This window comes from Streptomyces sp. NPDC051105, assembly GCF_040682795.1.
Classification (GTDB): Bacteria; Actinomycetota; Actinomycetes; order Streptomycetales; family Streptomycetaceae; genus Streptomyces.
Window position 1 is genome coordinate 22,282 of sequence record NZ_JBFBBR010000013.1, and the last position, 18,013, is coordinate 40,294.

Here is an 18,013-nt window from a genome sequence, read left to right on the forward strand (position 1 = left end):
GGGGCCGGGGAGAGGTGATCACCGGCGTGGCGGAGCCATGCCCGGTTGAGTCCTCGCGCGGTGGAACTACGCTTGTTTCCCGCCATTTCAAGCCCCGAAACACGGTTTCCGATGTGACTTACACGACGATGAACCGGCCCGAGCTGACCTTCACGGTCTTGGAGGCGTAGCCTTGATTCCCGCTGTCCATCACCTTGTGAAGCGGAAGAGGGCGGTTGCCGCCGTGTCGCCACAGTCCCCCAGTAACTCGAGCATCTCGACCGACGCAGACCAAGCGGGCAAGAATCCCGCAGCCGCGTTCGGACCGAACGAGTGGCTCGTCGACGAGATCTATCAGCAGTACCTCCAGGACCCGAATTCGGTAGACCGTGCCTGGTGGGACTTCTTCGCCGACTACAAGCCGGGAGCGCCCGCCGCCTCGGCTCCGGCGGGTACCGCGGCCGCGGGGGCCGCGGGTACCACGACGCCCGCGCAACCGCAGGCGCAGCAGGCCGCGGCTCCGGCCGCGCCGGCGCCCGCCACGCCCGCGCCCGCCGCTCAGGCGCCCGCGGCGCCCGCCCCGGCTGCTCCTGCCCCCCCGGCCGCTCCCCAGGCCGCAGCGCCCGCGAAGCCCGCCGCAGCTCCGGCCCCGGCCGCCGCGAAGCCGGCCGCCGCTGCCGCGAAGGCGGCGCCCGCCGCCGCGGCGCCCGAGGGTCCCGAGCTGGTCACCCTGCGTGGCCCCGCCGCGGCCGTGGCGAAGAACATGAACGCCTCGCTGGAGCTGCCGACGGCCACCTCGGTCCGCGCGGTCCCGGTGAAGCTGCTGTTCGACAACCGGATCGTCATCAACAACCACCTGAAGCGCGCCCGGGGCGGGAAGATCTCCTTCACGCACCTGATCGGCTTCGCGATGGTGCAGGCCATCAAGGCCATGCCGTCGATGAACTGGCACTACGCGGAGAAGGACGGGAAGCCCACCCTCGTCAAGCCCCCGCACGTCAACTTCGGCCTGGCCATCGACCTGGTGAAGCCCAACGGCGACCGCCAGCTCGTCGTGGCCGGCATCAAGAAGGCCGAGACGCTGAACTTCTTCGAGTTCTGGCAGGCCTACGAGGACATCGTCCGCCGCGCCCGCGACGGCAAGCTGACGATGGACGACTTCTCCGGTGTCACGGTCTCCCTGACCAACCCCGGCGGCCTCGGCACGGTCCACTCGGTGCCGCGTCTGATGCCCGGCCAGTCGGTCATCATGGGCGTCGGCTCCATGGACTACCCGGCGGAGTTCCAGGGCACCTCCCAGGACACCCTGAACAAGCTCGGCATCTCGAAGGTCATGACGCTCACGTCGACCTACGACCACCGGGTCATCCAGGGCGCCGCCTCCGGCGAGTTCCTGCGCGTCGTCGCCAACTACCTCCTCGGCGAGAACGGCTTCTACGACGACATCTTCGAGGCCCTGCGGATCCCCTACGAGCCGGTCCGCTGGCTGAGGGACATCGACGCCTCGCACGACGACGACGTCACCAAGGCCGCCCGGGTCTTCGAGCTGATCCACTCCTACCGGGTCCGCGGTCACGTCATGGCCGACACCGACCCGCTGGAGTACAAGCAGCGCAAGCACCCCGACCTGGACATCGTCGAGCACGGTCTCACCCTGTGGGACCTGGAGCGCGAGTTCGCCGTCGGCGGCTTCGCCGGCAAGTCGATGATGAAGCTGCGCGACATCCTCGGCGTGCTGCGCGACTCGTACTGCCGCACCACCGGCATCGAGTTCATGCACATCCAGGACCCCAAGCAGCGCAAGTGGATCCAGGACCGCGTGGAGCGCCCGCACTCCAAGATGGAGCGCGAGGAGCAGCTGCGGATCCTGCGCCGGCTGAACGCGGCGGAGGCCTTCGAGACCTTCCTGCAGACGAAGTACGTCGGTCAGAAGCGCTTCTCCCTGGAGGGCGGCGAGTCCGTCATCCCGCTGCTCGACGCGGTGCTGGACTCGGCCGCCGAGTCCCGCCTGGACGAGATCATCATCGGCATGGCCCACCGCGGCCGGCTGAACGTGCTCGCCAACATCGTCGGCAAGTCGTACGCGCAGATCTTCCGCGAGTTCGAGGGCAACCTCGACCCGAAGTCGATGCACGGCTCCGGTGACGTCAAGTACCACCTGGGCGCCGAGGGCACCTTCACCGGCCTGGACGGCGAGCAGATCAAGGTGTCGCTGGCCGCGAACCCGTCCCACCTGGAGACGGTCGACCCGGTCATCGAGGGCATCGCCCGCGCCAAGCAGGACATCATCAACAAGGGCGGCACGGACTTCACTGTCCTGCCGGTCGCGATCCACGGTGACGCGGCCTTCGCGGGCCAGGGCGTGGTGGCCGAGACCCTGAACATGTCGCAGCTGCGGGGCTACCGCACCGGCGGCACGGTCCACATCGTCATCAACAACCAGGTCGGCTTCACGGCCGCCCCGGAGTCGTCGCGTTCGTCCATGTACGCGACGGACGTGGCCCGGATGATCGAGGCCCCGATCTTCCACGTGAACGGCGACGACCCGGAGGCCGTGGTCCGCGTGGCCCGCCTGGCCTTCGAGTTCCGTCAGGCGTTCAACAAGGACGTGGTGATCGACCTCATCTGCTACCGCCGCCGCGGGCACAACGAGTCGGACAACCCGGCCTTCACCCAGCCGTTGATGTACGACCTGATCGACAAGAAGCGCTCGGTGCGCAAGCTCTACACCGAGTCCCTGATCGGCCGCGGCGACATCACCCTGGAAGAGGCCGAGCAGGCCCTGCAGGACTACCAGGGCCAGCTGGAGAAGGTCTTCACGGAGGTCCGCGAGGCCACCGCGCAGCCGGCCGTCGCGGACGCCCAGGCGCCGCAGGACGGCTTCCCGATCGCGGTCCCGACGGCGATCTCCACGGAGGTCCTCAAGCGGATCGCCGAGTCCCAGGTCAACATCCCGGACTACTTCACCGTCCACCCGCGTCTGCTGCCGCAGCTGCAGCGCCGGGCGGCGATGATCGAGGACGGCACGATCGACTGGGGCATGGGCGAGACCCTCGCCATCGGCTCGCTGCTGATGGAGGGCACCCCGGTCCGGCTCTCCGGCCAGGACTCCCAGCGCGGCACTTTCGGCCAGCGCCACGCGGTCCTCATCGACCGCGAGACGGGCGCCGACTACACCCCGCTGCTGTACCTGTCCGAGGACCAGGCCCGCTACAACGTCTACAACTCGCTGCTCTCCGAGTACGCGGTGATGGGCTTCGAGTACGGCTACTCGCTCACCCGTCCGGACGCGCTGGTGATGTGGGAGGCCCAGTTCGGCGACTTCGCCAACGGCGCCCAGTCGGTCATCGACGAGTACATCTCAGCGGCCGAGCAGAAGTGGGGCCAGACCTCCGGCGTCACCCTGCTGCTCCCGCACGGCTACGAGGGCCAGGGCCCGGACCACTCCTCGGCCCGTATCGAGCGCTACCTCCAGCTGTGCGCGCAGAACAACATGACGGTCGCCATGCCGACCCTCCCGTCGAACTACTTCCACCTCCTGCGGTGGCAGGTGCACAACCCGCACCACAAGCCGCTGGTCGTCTTCACCCCGAAGTCGATGCTGCGCCTGAAGGCGGCGGCCTCGAAGGCGGAGGAGTTCACGAGCGGGCAGTTCCGCCCGGTCATCGGCGACGCGTCGGTCGAGGCCAACGCGGTCCGCAAGGTCGTCTTCTGCACCGGCAAGGTCTACTACGACCTGGAGGCCGAGCGGCAAAAGCGCGGTGTCACGGACACGGCGATCATCCGTGTCGAGCGCCTGTACCCGCTGCCGGGTGCGGAGCTCCAGGCGGAGGTCAACAAGTACCCGAACGCCGAGAAGTACCTGTGGGCCCAGGAGGAGCCGGCGAACCAGGGTGCCTGGCCGTTCATCGCCCTCAACCTGATCGACCACCTGGACCTGGCGGTCGGCGCGGACATCCCGGCCGGCGAACGCCTGCGCCGCATCTCCCGCCCGCACAGCTCCTCCCCGGCCGTCGGTTCCGCGAAGCGGCACCAGGCGGAGCAGGAGCAGCTGGTGCGCGAGGTGTTCGAGGCGTAAGTCTCCGGCTGCTCCGGATCCACCGGAGCAGCACGCCGAAGGGCCCGGTTCCCGTGACGGGGGGCGGGCCCTTCGGCCTTCCGCGGGGGGCTTCAGGTGGTTTGGGGTTCGAAGTCCCAGTGGGGGCGGGTGCGGGTGCGAGCCGACAGCGTGTGGGGGTGCTGGGGCCCGAGGGTCGCGGCCAGATCGGCGAGGGCCTCCTGCTCGATCCTGTCGGCCTGTTGACGGTCCCTCAAACCGCGCAGGTCGTCCGCGAGGGCGATTCGGGCGGACAGGGTCAGAGGATGCGTAGGGCCGAGGGTCTCGGTGGCCCGGGCGACCGTGCGCCTGCTGAGCGCGGCGGCGGACTCGGTGTCTCCGACCGCGTTGCGCAACGCGGAGGCGTTGATGGCGCAGCCCAGGGTGTAGGGGTGCTGCTCCTCGACCGCAGCGGTCATGTCGGCCAGCGCCTGTTCGATGAGGGCATGTGCGCCCTCCCGCTCGCCGACCGCGTTCATGACCAGGGCGTGGTTCGCTCGTACGCCGGTGATGAACGGGTGCCCCACCGGCAGTAGCTGCCCGTAACGGGCGACAAGGATCTCGCTCGCCTCTCGGGCCTGCCCCAAGTCGCCGTGCTCACGGACGTAGCAGCTCTGGCTCACGGCGGCGCCCAGCGTCTCCAGGTGAGTCTCGCCGAGCTTGCGGTCGTAACGCTCCAGGACGCGGGTGAGCAGCGAGTCGGCTCGCGCGTAGTCTCCGGAGCGGTAGTGGCAGAGGGCCAGATTGTGCTCGGCGCGCAGGGTCTGGGGGTTGTCGGGGCCCAGGACGAACCCGTGTTCCCGAACGTTCATCGTCTGAATGGTCTCGGCTTCGGCATACCGGCCCATAAGACGCAGGTCGACGGCATAGGAGACCTCGGAGAAGAGGGTGAACACGTGGCGTCGGGACAGGATGCGGCGGCGTGCTTCCAGTGTCTGCCTGTCCATCTCCAGAGCTTGCCCGTAGCGTCCGAGCTGGCGCAGTGAGAAGCCGAGGTTGTTCAGCGCGTTCAGGGTCCTCGAGTCCTCCTCTCCCAGGAGATCCCGGTAGGCCGTGTGGAGCGACCGGCTCAGTTCCAGCGCCTCCTCGTACCGGCCGAGGCCCCGCAGGTCGGCGGCGAGACCGCTGGCCATCCTGAGGTGGTCGAGGTCGTCCGGGCCGCGCTCTTCCCGCAGCCGCTGCACGGCGGCGCGCTCGATGGCCTCGGTCCGTGCGTAGTGGCCGTCGGCGCGCAGCAGGTTGGCGTAGTGGTAGGTCAGTTCCCAGATCTGCGGATGGGACTCGCCCAGCAGCGCTCTCCAGAACTCCAGGGTTCGGAGACCGAGTTCGATCCCCTCCGCGTACTCGCCGATGAACAGCAGATAGCGCAGGGAGTTGAGCACCAGGGTCTGCACCCCGTGGTTCCCACTGCGCAGCGCGTCCGCGTATCTCAGGTGCGGCACGATCTCCGCGTACGCGCTCCAGTCACGGCTGTCGCTGGGACGACCGGGGTCGGCCGCGGCCAGCGCTCCCCGCACCACATCGCCGTAGAACCGCAGTTCCTCCGTGGTCATGTCCTGGTGGACGATCCGGTGGACCATCCGGTGCAGATACAGCGCCTCACCGGTGGAGGGCGCCTCGTCGGGCGTCGGCGGGTACGACTCCAGACGCACCACGGAGTACTGTCGCAGCTGGTCGATCGTCCTGGCCCACAGCAGGGGGTCGTCGAGGAGCCCTGCCAGGTGATCGGGCAGGCCGTCACGCGGCATCTCCCGCAGCAGGTGAACGGGGATGAAGCCCGGCGCGAAGAACGTGCACAGCCGCAGGAGGTCGACGGACTCCGGAACAGTGTCACGCAGCTTGTTCAGCAGGATGGACCAGGCCGTCTGGAAAGCCAGCGGGAAGTCCGCGGACACCTTGACGACTTCCTGGTCGAGTCCGGAGTCCAGCAGGGCGATGTAGTCCGGGACGGACAGCTCGGAGTCGTCCAGCCAGCCGGCTGTCTGGTCCAGGAGCAGGGGCAGGTCCTCCAGCGCCTCGGCGAGCTGGTCGGCGTCGGCCTCCGTCAGCCGGGGCGCCCGGAGCCTGATGAACGCCACCGACTCGTCACGGTCGTACACCGGTACGTCGAGGAGCCGGCTGTGGTAATCGGCCCACTCGGGATTGCGGGACGTGATGATCACATGTCCGGGGCCGGTGGGGATCAGGTCCCAGATCTGGTCGGGGTCGTCGGCGCCGTCCAGGACGAGCAGCCAGCGGGAATACGGCTCGCCCCGGCTCAGCGCCTCCCGTACCGCGCGCAGCCGCTCGCCGTACTCCTCGCCCGTGGACAGGCCGAGTCTCGGGGCGAGTTCGGCCAGCAGGCGGCGGTAGGTGACCCGTTTCTCGGCGTTGACCCACCACACCACGTCGTACTCGGAACCGAAGCGGTACACGTACTCGGCGGCGAGCTGTGTCTTGCCCACCCCGGACATGCCGTGCAGGGTGAGGACGCCCGCGTCCGGCTCGCTGCCCTGGAGCCGGTGGTAGGCGGCGTTGAGGAGCCGTTCGCGGCCCGTGAAACGGGTGTTGCGGCGCGGCACACCGCCCCACACCTCGGGTACGGCGAAAGGGAAACGCGGACCACGCGGACCACCGGACGGCTCGGGCAGCACGTCAACCGGAAGGCGCATCCGGTCCAGGAGACGCCGCTCGGCCTCGTCGGCGCTGATGCCGGTCAGGTCGACCGGGGCCAGCACGGCGATGGCCGAGGGCACGGCGGCATTGGTGATGGAGACGGCGGCGAACCGGGACGGGTCCGGCGCCACGACCTCGTGCAGAGCCGCGTTCCACTCCTCGTGCGTACGGGTGCCCAGCCGGAAGTACCGGTCGCTGACGATGATGAGAACCCGGCCTTGGGCATGGGCCAGGTGGTCGCGCAGCAGGTCTATCGGAGGAATCTCCGCCGGCGCGTCCCAGCGGGCGTACATCACCCGCACGCCGCGCCGCTCCAGCTGGTACCCGATCCAGGCTGCCCAGGCCCGATTGAACCCGGCGAAGCTGATGGTGATCGTCTCGCGTCCGTCCGGTCCGGCCGGTTGGGTCTGTTCGTCTCGCCGACGCGGCGGGCTCGCCTCGGCCCGCGTTCCGGCACCCGGTTGTTCGTCCGATCCGCCCGCTCCGAGCAGACGCGACAGCGCGCCCCGGAAGCCGCGTCGACCGCGGTCAGCCGGCACGGTCGTGATCACCGGCTGGTCCAGGGCCGGTCCGGCCGCCGGTGGGCCGCCGGGCTCACGCTCCCGGATCTCCGAGCGCAGTTCCGCCTTGCGCACGGGTACGCCCCACTGGTTGCTGATCGTCAGCCAGAGGGACGCGGTCCCCGGCTCGCTCCCCGTCGACACGGCGAAGCGAGCCGGGCCGTATGTGCCGCCGAACCGGTGCAGGACGACAGCGGGTTCGTCGAGGGCGGCGCAGGCCAAGAGCGGGGCCCCCTCGAGGGTGACGGTGAAGGTGAACTCCTCCTCCCGCCACGGCCAGTCCGGCTCCGTGGCGTCCCCGGCCGGGAGCGGTCCGCGCAGGTCGACGGTGACGAGGTAGTCGCAGTCGGTCTCGGCCTGGCGCGGCCACGCGACGACAGGCTCGATCAGCAGCGGGGCCTCGTCGGCGTCCACGGCCTGGGTGTTCTCCCGTCCAGCGTGCCCGTTCATCCTCCGATGCTCCGTCCCTCGTCGTGGCCGGCGAGCCGCAGCGTGGTGAGCGGGTGTCCGTAGTAGTGGAACATGAAGGCGTAGAGAAGCCGAAGGACCCGCTTCTGGCCGACGGCGTCGACCTGCCCGTCATCGTTGCGTACGCTCGGGATGACGGCCAGGCCCCCGAACTCCTCGACGGCTTCGGCCCGAAAGGCCCGGAGCTTCTCGGTGAGGGGCTGCCGGGACCGGGTGGTGACCTCCCGTACCAGGCGGTGCACCATCGCCCGCGCCTCGGGATCGCCGATCGCCCCCGCCGTGACGATGCAGCCTCCCGCGCCCTTGCGCAGGAACAGTTCGGCGAATCCCCGCAACGCCTCCTCGCCCTGCGCTCCGTTGTCGACGAATCGGCCGGAGTGGCAGGCGTTCAGGCAGACCAGGGAGTGGTCCCTGCGCAGCAGGTGCATCTTCTCACCGTTGAACTCGGCCCAGGTCCGGCCCCCGAGCAGCAGTCGGGTGACGGTATGGCCGTACTCGCCGTGGCAGCCCATGTAGACGAGGGCGGTTCGGTCCCCCGAGATGTCGAGGTCCCTGAGAAACGGGGTGAGCTCGTTGTGCGGCCGTGGGACATAGGGCTTGAGGGCGCTGTGGTCGTGTTCCATGTCCCGGTGCAGATACGCCAGGACGCCGCCTTGGAACGCGCCCGTCTCGCGCGGCAGGTCGTGGTCGACGTCGTACACCGTGGTCCATCGCGCGACCGCGACGAGGGCGCCCAACAGGCCTCCCGGCAGGCCGATTTCCGGTTCGTCGGGAAGGCGGAACAGTTCCCAGGGCAGTTCGTACCCGGTGTCGTCCCAGATGATGAGGCGCAGGTCGGCTCCGTACCGCGCCCGGGCGCGGTTGACCCAGTGGGCGAGCGCCGGTTGGTTGTCCGACCAGTGCAGAACGGCGCGCAGGACCTCGGAGGGGAATTCGCCGTCCCCCCGCCTGAGGTTGCCGAGACTGATGCCCGGGGCGATCAGCCGGGTCGGTCCGGGCGCACAGGCGACCTTGAGCGGGCCGCACCAACCGTGCAGCCGGTATCCGTCCCGGCCGTCGGAGGTGTGGCTGCGCTGCACCCGCAGGACCGCGAAGCCCTCGGGGAGCCGGGCGCCGGGACTGGTCGCGGTCCGGCCGAGTCGGGCCGCCGACTCCTGGGAACGGCGCAGATGCAGTACGGGGCTCATCTCCCGGCGCGCTGCCGCCTTCAGCCCGGGCAGCGCGGCACGGCGTACGGCGCTGCCGGCCTCCGCCATCCAGCGAGGGGCGCGCGGAGGTTCACCGTTCACCAGGGCCCCCTCGTCCCTCGATCACCAAACCGGCCATGGCGTCTGCCAGTTGGCCGGGCAGGTGCCCGTAGGCGGTCCGGGCCGGGTCCACCACGGCCGTGTGCACCCGGGTGCGGTCCATGGCCGCGATCCGTCTCGCGGTCTCCACCGCGTCCACGACCCCGGCCCCGGCCACCTCGCCGCTCGGCCGACCACCATGGCTGACGGCCAGCGGAACATTGCCCCGGCCGTCGGTGACCACGACGACCCAGGCCTCGGTGAGCCCGTTCCCGTGCTGCCGGAAGGCCCGCCGCAGCACCCGCACGGCTTCCTCGATGCCATGGGCAAGTGGAGTGGCCCGGCCCGCCGGCCGGTACAGGGAGGCGAGTACGCGCGGGTCCAGGACGCTGCGGGCCGAGAAGGATTCGGCCCTCAGCTCGTCGGCGGCCCCTGCGCTGCCGACCTCGATGGTCTGTACGGCGGCCCGCTCGGTGTAGGCCCACTGCAGGAACGGGGTCAACGCGTCCTGCCAGTCCCAGTCGTCGTCCCGACAGGTGTGGTCCAGGACCAGCACCAGCATGCGCTCCGGGGCACCGGCCCGGACGTGGCTGTGCAGGTCGACCGGCGAGATGGTGAACCGTTCGGTGCGGCGCAGGCGTTGGTGCACGGCGGCTTCACGGACGGTGCGGACGTAGGCGAGGTCGCGGAGGTTCCCGGCGCGCCGGGTGCCGATCACCGTGCCGCGCGCCGATGCGGGACCCGCGGTGCGCTGCCAGGGGCTGCGCAGCGGCGCGAAGTCGCGCAGTGCTTCGGCCTCATCCTCCGGGAAGGGCGTGGCGAGTACGGCGGGAGCGCCGCCAGGGGTGCTGCCGATCGGCTCCGCGGGCTCGGTTTCCAGCAGCGGCGGGGCCGGCACGGTGACCTCCAGCTCCGGGGCGCTCTCGTCGGGGGCACCGCGGGGCGACGCGCTGCGGATCCGCCTGGGCGGCGGCAGGGGCACGGTCTGCTCGGGGTCAGGGGCGGCGATGGGCCGCGGGACGTCCGGCACGGTGAGGCCCATGAGCCGGGCCGCCGCGTCGCAGTGCGCCGCGGTCGCCGTCCGCTCGCCTCGCACCGCCGCGACGGCGCGGGCGAGTCGGGCCAGGGCCAGTTCCCTGCGCACACTCGGCCCCGGGCCGAGAAGCACGGGTATGCGGTCCAGTGCCTCGTCGGTCACCTTCACGGACAGGGCGGCGGGATCGGCCGCCGCCGCGTCCGGCAGCGGAAGCCTCAGGCCTGCCACCGACAGCCGCACGGCGAACCTGTCCAGCAGATGGGAGCTCAGCCGTCCCGCCTCGGCCGAGGGACAGGCCGCGAGCCAGCGTGCTGTCGGGCGTGCCGTGTGGCTGAGGCCGGTGTGCTCGACCACGGCGACATCGGCGCCGAGGAGTTGTACCGCGGCCCGCATGCCCGCCACGCTCAGCCGGGTCAGGTCGGGCACCACGATCAGCGCCGGCGGCCCGGAGCGGCCGTCACCCTCCACGAGGGGGCCGGGTTCCGTGCGGAAAGAGATGCCGTCGCGCTCGCGGTGGAGCCGGGTGCGGGTCCAGAGGTCCTCGTCACGGCTGGTGGCGCCCAGCATGACCGGACTCCCCCCGCCTCCGAGGATGCCGGTGAAGAGACGGGCGACCGGGTCCACCAGCCGGGGGTCCAGGTCGAAGAGGAGGACGCCGGAGAGCGCTGGGTCGGCGGCGGCGCAGGTCAGGGCGAGGGTGAGTCTCGCCGCGAGGTCTTCCGGCTCCGCGAGGATCCTGTCAGTGGCCATGGCATGCCTCAGACCGTCTCGAAGACTTCCCCGACCTGGGCCTCGTCGTCCGGCCCCCAGTCGAACACGGCACCGTGGGCGGTCTCGGGCCGCCGATGTCGCAGTGCCAGGGGCAGGACGCGGCGCAGGTGTGCGGGGCCGGCCTCGTCCGCCCCCTCCAGCGCTGCCAGGGCACGGGCCGCCAGCATCGCGACGATCTCACCCCGCTGCCCGACGGCATCGACCCGCTCGGCCGCCGCCGCACAGAGCCGCAGGACATCGTCGGACACATGGACGGACGGTGCCCGGCGACGGGCGGCCGTCAGGCGTTCACGGACGTCCGCGTCGTCCTCCTCCGCCGCGGTCAGCCAGCCGGACTCCTCTTTCGTGAGTTCCTGCTCGAAGTCGAGAACGGTCCGGAGCATGCGTTGCCGGGCGTCCGCGTCGAGCTGCCCGGCGGTGACCATCAGGCCGAAGCGGTCGAGGAGTTGGGGTCGCAGTCCGCCCTCTTCCGGGTTCATCGTGCCGACCAGACCGAACGAGAGGTGCTTCGCGGTGGCCAGCCCCTCGCGCTGCACGGACAGTACTCCGGTGGAGACGACGTCGAGGATGATGTTGACAAGGTGGTCGTCGAGGAGGTTGACCTCGTCCACGTAGAGCAGTCCCTTGCCGTCGGCCTCCTCCAGCAGGCCCGGCTGCGGACGGGCCTCGCCCCGGATGAGCGCGTCGAGGTCCCAGCCGCCCAGGACGCGGTCGTCGGTGGCGTTGATGGGCAGCGTGACCGGAAGCTCGCCGTGCGCCATCAGGGCGAACGCCCGGACGAGGGTGGACTTGGCAGTGCCGCGCGGGCCGGCGATCAGTACCCCTCCGATGCGCGGCACGATGTGGTTGAGCTGGAGAGCCAGCTTCAGCTCCGCCTGTCCCACGACCCGTGAGTACGGCAGGATGTGGACGCCGTTCGCGGCTCGGTTCACGATGCGGCTCCCGTTCCCGTGCGCCACCGGAAGGTGACCTGCAGTTGGGCCTCCGCCCCGCTCTTGACCAGGGCGGCCACTCCGGCGTCCACCTTGATGGCGAGCTGTATCTCGATCTCGTCGGGCCGGACCTCCTCACCCAGCTCCCCGAACCGCCGGACCGCCTGGGCGGCGCACCGGCGGGCTAGGTCGAGGGCGTCGGTGTAGGCGTCACGGGCGACCTGCACGACACGCTGGGCCGCCCCGTCCCGGGTGACCTCGTCACCGTAGACCGCGTCGAGACCGTCGTACGAGGCCGGGTGCAGGTCCGTTTCGACCTCGATGGGTATGGGCCCGTCCGCACCGTCCGGCTCGGGCCCGACCAGGATCACCACACGTCCCCCTGAGTGAACTCACGTGTGTTGCAGGCATGTTGAGATTCGACTCTTCCCCGGGCGCCGGAGTTTATGCGCGCCGGGGAAGCGGAGCGGGCGTCAGCTCGCCTGGGGTTCGAAGTCCCAGTACGGACGGTTGCGGGCGCGGGCGGAGATGGTGTGGACGTGCTGCTTGCCCAGAGTCGCCTCCAGGTCGGCCAGGGCTTCCTGCTCGGCCTTCTCGGCCTGCTGGCGGGAGCGCAGTCCGCGCAGGTCCGCCGCGTAGGCGACGCGGGCCGACAGGGTGAGCGGGTGGGTGCGGCCGAGGGTCTCGGTGGCGAGGGCGATCGTGATCCTGCTCAGTTCGGCGGCGGACTCCGTCTCGCCCACGAGGTTCCGCAGGGCGGAGGCGTTGATGGCGCAGCCGAGCGTGTAGGGGTGGTCCTCGCCCACGGCCTCGGACATGTCGGCGAACGCCTGCTCGATCAGGACGTGGGCGTGTTCGCGCTCGCCGACGTTGCGCAGGACCAGCGCCTGGTTGGCCCGGGCCCCGATGATGAACGGGTGCCCCTCCGGCAGCAGTTCCTCGTACCGGGCCAGGATCGACTCGCTGGTCTCGCGGGCCAGGTCGATGTCGCCGTGCTCACGGTTGAAGCAGCTGTGGCTGACGGCGGCGGCGAGGGTGAGGCGGTGCCGGTCGCCAAGTTTGCGTTCGAAACCTTCCAGCACCTTCGTGAGCAACCTCCCGGCCGTGACACGATCCCCGCTCCGCAGCGTGCAGAGTGCCAGATTGTGCTCGGCACGCAGGGTGTCCTGGTTGGTCTCGCCTGCGACGATCCGATACTCACGGACGTTCCTGGCCTGGATGGACTCGGCTTCCGCGTAGCGGCCCAGCAGCCTGAGGCCGATCGCGAACGACACTTCGGAGAAGAGCGTCCAGAGGTGACGGTTCGTCAGCACGAGGCGCCGTTGCTCCAGCGTCTGCTGGTCGATGTCCAGGGCTTCCTGGTACCGCCCCTTCAACCTCAGAGTGAAGCCCCAGTTGTTCAGCGCGTTGAGGGTTCGGGAGTCCTGCTCACCGAGTAGTTCCCGGTAGGTGGGATACAGCCGTTCGGCCAGGGCGAGCGCCTCGTCGTACTCCGCGAGGTTCCACAGGTCTGCGGCCAGTCCAGCGAGGGTGCGAAGGTAGTCGAGATCGCGTTCGCCGCGTTCCTGCCGCAGCTTCTCCGCCGCCGCACGTTCAAGGGCCTCCGTGTCCTTGAACCTTCCTGCTTCACGCAGCAAGTTGGCATAGTGGTAGGTCACGTCCCAGAGCCGCGGGTGCGACTCGCCCAGCAGTTCGCGCCAGGTATTCAGTGCTCGCCGGCCGAGTTTCCAGCCCGAGGTGTACTCACCCGCGAAGTACATGTAGCGCAGGCAGTTGAGGACCAGTGCCTGTACCTTGCGGTCCTTGCTGTTGAGGACGTCGGCGTACTTCAGGTGCGGCACGAGTTCCGCGTATGTCTCCCAGTTGCGGGTATCGCTCGGACGGCCGGGGTCGGCCTCTGCCAGTGCCCGCCGCACCACGTCGACGAACTCCCGCCGATCCTCCTCCGGCATGTCCTTGCCGACGATCTGATGGACCATCCGGTGGAGGTACACCGACTCGCCGGGGGACGGTGCCTCGTCCACGCCGACCTCGTGGGACTCCAGACGGACCACGGAGTACTGGCGCAGTTGGTTGATCGCCTTGTTCCACAGCAGCGGATCGTCCAGCAGGCCGGACAGCTGTTCTGGCAGGTCGTCGTGGGACATCTCGCGCAGCATGCGCACGGGGATGAAGCCCGGTGCGAAGAACGTGCACAGCCGCAGCAGGTCGACGGACTCCGGAACTGTGTCACGCAGCTTGTTCAGCAGTATCGACCACGCGGTCTGGAAGGCCACCGGGAAGTCGGCGGACACCCGCACGACGTCCCCGTCGACACCGTCCTCCAGCAGTGCGATGTAGTCCTCGACGGACAGGTCGGAGTCGTTCAGCCAGCCGGCGGTCTGGTCCAGCAGCAGTGGCAGGTCCTCCAGAGCACCAGCCAGCTGGTCGGCGTCCTCCTCCGTCAGCCGGGGCGCACGGCGCCTGATGAAGGCGACCGACTCGTCACGGTCGTAGACGCGTACTTCGAGCAACGTGCTGTTGTGCTCCCCCCACTCCGGATTACGGGAGGTGATGATCACGTGGCCCGGGCCCGTCGGGACCAGGTCCCAGATCTGCTCCGGCTCGTCCGCGCCGTCCAGGACCAGCAACCAGCGGGAGTACGGATTGCCCCGCCGCAGCGAGTCGCGAACCGCGCGCAGTCGCTCTCCGTATTCGTCACCCGTGGAGAGGCCGAGTCTGGCGGAGAGTTCGGCCAGCGCGCGGCGATAGGTGACCCTGCTCTCCGCGTTGACCCACCACACCACGTCGTACTCGGAACCGAATCGATAGACGTACTCGGCCGCCATCTGGGTCTTGCCCACCCCCGGCATACCGTGCAGCGTCAGTACGCCCGCGCCCGGCTCGCTGCTCTGGAGGAGGTGATACGCGTCGTTCAGCAACGGCTCCCGCCCCGTGAAACGGGTGTTGCGCCGCGGCACACCGCCCCACACCTCCGGCAGCGCGGCCGGGAAGCGGGGGCTGCGGGAGCCACCCACCGGGGGGCGGCTGTCCGTCGGCAGGTCCAGGCGGTCCAGCAGCCGCCGTTCCGCCTCGTCCTCGCCCATGTTGGTCAGGTCGACCGGGCCCAGCACGGCGATCGCCGCGGGCACCTTCGAGTTGGTGACGGACACGGCGGCGAACTTGGACGGGTCCGGCCCGACGACCTCGCGCAGAGCCGCGTTCCACTCCTCGAAGGTCCGGGGGCCCAGCTGGAAGTAACGCTCGCTCACCAGGATGAGGACACGTCCCTCGGCGAGCGAGAGACCCCGCAGAAGGTCCACCAGGGTCTCCTCCGCCGGGGAGTCCCAGCGCACGTAGGAGACCCGGACGCCACGCCGCTCCAGCCTGTCCCCGATCCACGCCGCCCAGGCCCGGTTGAACCCGGCGAAGCTGATCGTGATGGTCTGCCTCGCGACCCTCCTCTCGGTCGACCTGACCGGCGTACGAGTTTCAGACATGCGACGGCCTCCACGCGTAGTCTTAAAATCCTAGAACTTCGGTGCGGCTCTGGGGAGTCCGCCGACTTCGGAACCAACACCTCAGCTCGTCGATCTTTGCGCAGCAGGGCCTGAGAAGTCGTCATTTCAGTGCGATTCCCCAGGGGGCTGACGCTGTGTCCACAGCACGCGCACCGCCTTCACGTACGCCTGCGCGCGTGCCGCGTGCCCGCGGGGCGCGGGATGCGCGGCGAGCCGGTCATGGGCGACGGCCATCTCGTCCACGAACCGCCGGCCCACCGCCGTCAGGTCGGACGAGGCGACCAACGCGGGCAGGGCCGCCCCGACCTGGGCGTGGTAGCGCGCGTACTGCGCCCACGCGCCCCCGCGTCGCGCCGGCTCCCCGGCGAGCGCCCGGCGTTGGAAGAAGTCCGCGAGTGCCAGGTGGGAGTACGCGCCCTGGAGGAGGCCGTCGTACGGGCGTGGGTCCGGGCGCCAAGGGGCGAAGTACCGGGCCGCCGGTCCGGCACGGTGCAACTCCACCATCTCGCTCAGCGCCGCGAGCTTGGCGTGCTGCAACTCGTGGACCAGCGTCGCCGCGAAGGCCACCGGAGTCACCGGAGCGCTGCTGAGCAACGCCCCGAAAGCCTCCCGCCGGGTTCCGCTGCAACTGCCCCGGCCGCCCGCTCCCGGCGGCATCTCCAGCGGCACCAGACAGCGCAGCAGTGCCAGCGCCTCCGTGAGCCGGCCTTCGCCGCCCGTGCGGAGTACCGCGGCGGTGCCGGACCAGCCCTGCAGCCACCGCTTCCGTTCGGCGTCATCCGGACCCGCCGGGCCGCTGAGCGCGTACTGGTCGGGCTCGCGGGGTGGTACGCGGTAGGGATCGAGGTCATCCAGGGGCATGGGTGCGGCGCCGGGGACCAGGCCCGGCAACACGTACGCCGAGGTCCAGGCGGGCGCGCCGGACCATGCTCCGCCGTCGTTCTCCAGATGAACGGTTACCTGACCGAGCATCATTCGGCCCTGGTCGTACGTCACCTGGATCCGTGCATCGCCCTGCTCCCGGGTGCACAGGGCACCCAGCGAGGGAAGGACGAGGACCCCGTCCCGGGCCGTCAGCACCGTGTTGAACGGAATCCCGGCGCGGGCCGCCGCCACCGCCGCCACCGCGCTGAAATACGCCAGATCGCGGGCGAGCTCGCGTCGCTGTTCGTCGGCAGGGGAGCCGGTGCGCGGGTCGAGGCCGGTCAGGCAGCGCCGGGCCCAGGGGCCGAGCAGCGGATAGCTGAGCCTGGTCCGTGCCGGGGAGCCGGCGGCAGCGGTCCGGTCCGCCTCCGTCAGCAGCGCCCAGTCCTCCCTCAGCCTCGCCTTCGCCGTCGGCGGGCAGAGCGCCGGATCCGCTGCTTCCGCCGCGTCCAGCACCGCGCGCAGCAGGAGCAGGCGCCGGGTGTCCTGGTCCCGGACCAGCAGCGCGAGCGTGTCGGCGCCGCCCTCCGTGCGCCCGAGTTCGGCGAGGGCCGGGTCCGGGACCGCCGGAAACATCACGGGGTGCCCCCTTCACGAGAGGCCAGGGCGGGTGCCGCGTGCGCCGCGAGCCGACCGGCCACATGTCGGATGAAACGCTCCAGGTCGGCGCAGTACACCGAGGAGTTCCGGAAACCGTGCCCGGCGCGGTAGCGATGCGCGTAGTGGCCACCGCCGCACACCGACAGCAGCGGGCAGGCCCGGCAGCGGTCGGCAAGGGCCGCCGCGCCCGTCTGCCGTGCGGCGACCCCCGGATGCCGCAACGCTTCGTCGAAAGCGTGCCGGAAGATGTCCAGCCCCGTGCGCGCGGCGCCCTCGTACGCCGATTTCAGCGAGTCGACCTGTTCGATCGACCCGTCCGTCTCCACGACGAGCGCGTCGAAAGGGGCCAGTCCCAGGGACTCGGTCGCCGCCGGCAGACCCAGCAGCAGCGCGATGCACTCCTCGAAGAGCCGCACCCTCGTCTCCCGCCGCCCGGCCGACCACCAGAGGTCGAAGACGGCACACAGCCAGTCACCGTGTCGCACATCACCCCAATGCGGCGGCGGTGACGACCAGTTGCCGTGCGGGAGCAGTAAGTCGAGCGAGGGCGGGCGGAGTTCCAGCAGGCTGTCGTAGGTCTCCACCGGGTCCAGGGTGGGGTCCACGACGGTCAGGATGCCCGCGTACGACTCCGGGAAGCGGGCGGCGAGCAGGTGTGCTCCGCGTGCGGCCGCGGGCCAGGACGGGCGGCCCGCGTGATCGACGCGACGCACGTTGTGCTCGGGGCGGCCGCCGTCGAGGCTGACTCCGATCTGGATGCCGTGCCGGGACAGGACCGTCAGTCGGTCCTCCGTCAGCAGGGTGGCGTTGGTCTGGACAGTGGCCCGGACCGTGCAGCCGGCGGGTACCCGGGCGCGTACGGTGTCGGTGAAACGGGCGAGGGTGTCGGTGCCCGCCAGCAAGGGTTCCCCGCCGTGCAGGACCAGGGAGACCGTGGTCAGGGCGTGGACACGGGCATGTTCGGCGATGCGGTCGGCGGTGCGGTCCAGGACGGCGGGCGGGGCCGCGGCCGGGCGGGCGCGCCAGGTGCGGTCGGGCCCCTCGTAGAGGTAGCAGTAGGTACAGGCCAGGTTGCAGCGGCCGTGCACCTTCACGATGAACTGGCGAAAAGGGTGTCCGGTCGTAGACACTCCAGCACCCCCATGCCGTACGCCATTTCACCCGTATCAGACCGCATTCCCGGTCGGAGACCGGACGCAAACCCGA

The 18,013-nt window shown here is 70.4% G+C and carries 9 protein-coding genes; 1 reads left to right on the top strand and 8 read right to left on the bottom strand.

Annotation, left to right across the window (positions count from 1 at the left end; all coding sequences use genetic code 11):
- Positions 1-223: 223 nt before the first annotated feature.
- On the top strand, positions 224-4,057 hold the full coding sequence (locus AB0N16_RS28790) for a multifunctional oxoglutarate decarboxylase/oxoglutarate dehydrogenase thiamine pyrophosphate-binding subunit/dihydrolipoyllysine-residue succinyltransferase subunit (protein WP_365801626.1): 3,834 nt from the start codon (positions 224-226) through the stop codon (positions 4,055-4,057).
- 92 nt (positions 4,058-4,149) lie between these two features.
- Here AB0N16_RS28790 and fxsT (AB0N16_RS28795) read toward each other — a convergent pair whose 3' ends face one another.
- The 8 genes from fxsT (AB0N16_RS28795) to AB0N16_RS28830 all read right to left on the bottom strand — a co-directional run bounded on the left by fxsT (AB0N16_RS28795) (position 4,150) and on the right by AB0N16_RS28830 (position 17,937).
- Positions 4,150-7,740 carry an FxSxx-COOH system tetratricopeptide repeat protein gene (fxsT, locus tag AB0N16_RS28795; protein WP_365801628.1) on the bottom strand — a complete coding sequence of 1,197 codons (3,591 nt, stop codon included), beginning with the start codon at positions 7,738-7,740 and terminating at the stop codon, positions 4,150-4,152.
- Complete coding sequence (locus AB0N16_RS28800) at positions 7,737-9,047, bottom strand: CHAT domain-containing protein (protein WP_365801630.1); 1,311 nt, start codon at positions 9,045-9,047, stop codon at positions 7,737-7,739. The genes fxsT (AB0N16_RS28795) and AB0N16_RS28800 overlap by 4 nt, the downstream gene beginning before the upstream one ends.
- Positions 9,037-10,830 (bottom strand): magnesium chelatase, encoded by a 1,794-nt coding sequence (locus AB0N16_RS28805; RefSeq protein ID WP_365801632.1) that lies wholly within the window; start codon positions 10,828-10,830, stop codon positions 9,037-9,039. Before AB0N16_RS28805 ends, AB0N16_RS28800 begins: the two co-directional genes overlap by 11 nt.
- A gap of 8 nt (positions 10,831-10,838) precedes the next feature.
- Positions 10,839-11,783, bottom strand: coding sequence for an AAA family ATPase (locus AB0N16_RS28810; RefSeq protein ID WP_365801634.1), 945 nt, complete (start codon positions 11,781-11,783; stop codon positions 10,839-10,841).
- Positions 11,780-12,157, bottom strand: coding sequence for a CU044_2847 family protein (locus AB0N16_RS28815; protein WP_351747314.1), 378 nt, complete (start codon positions 12,155-12,157; stop codon positions 11,780-11,782). The genes AB0N16_RS28810 and AB0N16_RS28815 overlap by 4 nt, the downstream gene beginning before the upstream one ends.
- Positions 12,158-12,256: 99 nt before the next feature.
- Positions 12,257-15,262, bottom strand: a complete 3,006-nt coding sequence (fxsT, locus tag AB0N16_RS28820) for an FxSxx-COOH system tetratricopeptide repeat protein (protein ID WP_365801636.1) — start codon at positions 15,260-15,262, stop codon at positions 12,257-12,259.
- A gap of 126 nt (positions 15,263-15,388) precedes the next feature.
- Positions 15,389-16,783 (bottom strand): HEXXH motif-containing putative peptide modification protein, encoded by a 1,395-nt coding sequence (locus AB0N16_RS28825; protein WP_365801990.1) that lies wholly within the window; start codon positions 16,781-16,783, stop codon positions 15,389-15,391.
- Entirely contained in the window at positions 16,783-17,937 is a 1,155-nt protein-coding gene (locus AB0N16_RS28830) for an FxsB family cyclophane-forming radical SAM/SPASM peptide maturase (RefSeq protein WP_365801638.1), read from the bottom strand. Before AB0N16_RS28830 ends, AB0N16_RS28825 begins: the two co-directional genes overlap by 1 nt.
- Between the last annotated feature and the right edge of the window lie 76 nt (positions 17,938-18,013).

Excerpts from the sequence above, each read along its gene's own strand:
- AB0N16_RS28805 (WP_365801632.1), bottom strand. The coding sequence starts at position 10,830 with ATGGCCACTGACAGGATCCTCGCGGAGCCGGAAGACCTCGCGGCGAGA.
- AB0N16_RS28825 (WP_365801990.1), bottom strand. The coding sequence starts at position 16,783 with ATGTTTCCGGCGGTCCCGGACCCGGCCCTCGCCGAACTCGGGCGCACG.
- fxsT (WP_365801636.1), bottom strand. The coding sequence starts at position 15,262 with ATGTCTGAAACTCGTACGCCGGTCAGGTCGACCGAGAGGAGGGTCGCG.
- fxsT (WP_365801628.1), bottom strand. The coding sequence starts at position 7,740 with ATGAACGGGCACGCTGGACGGGAGAACACCCAGGCCGTGGACGCCGAC.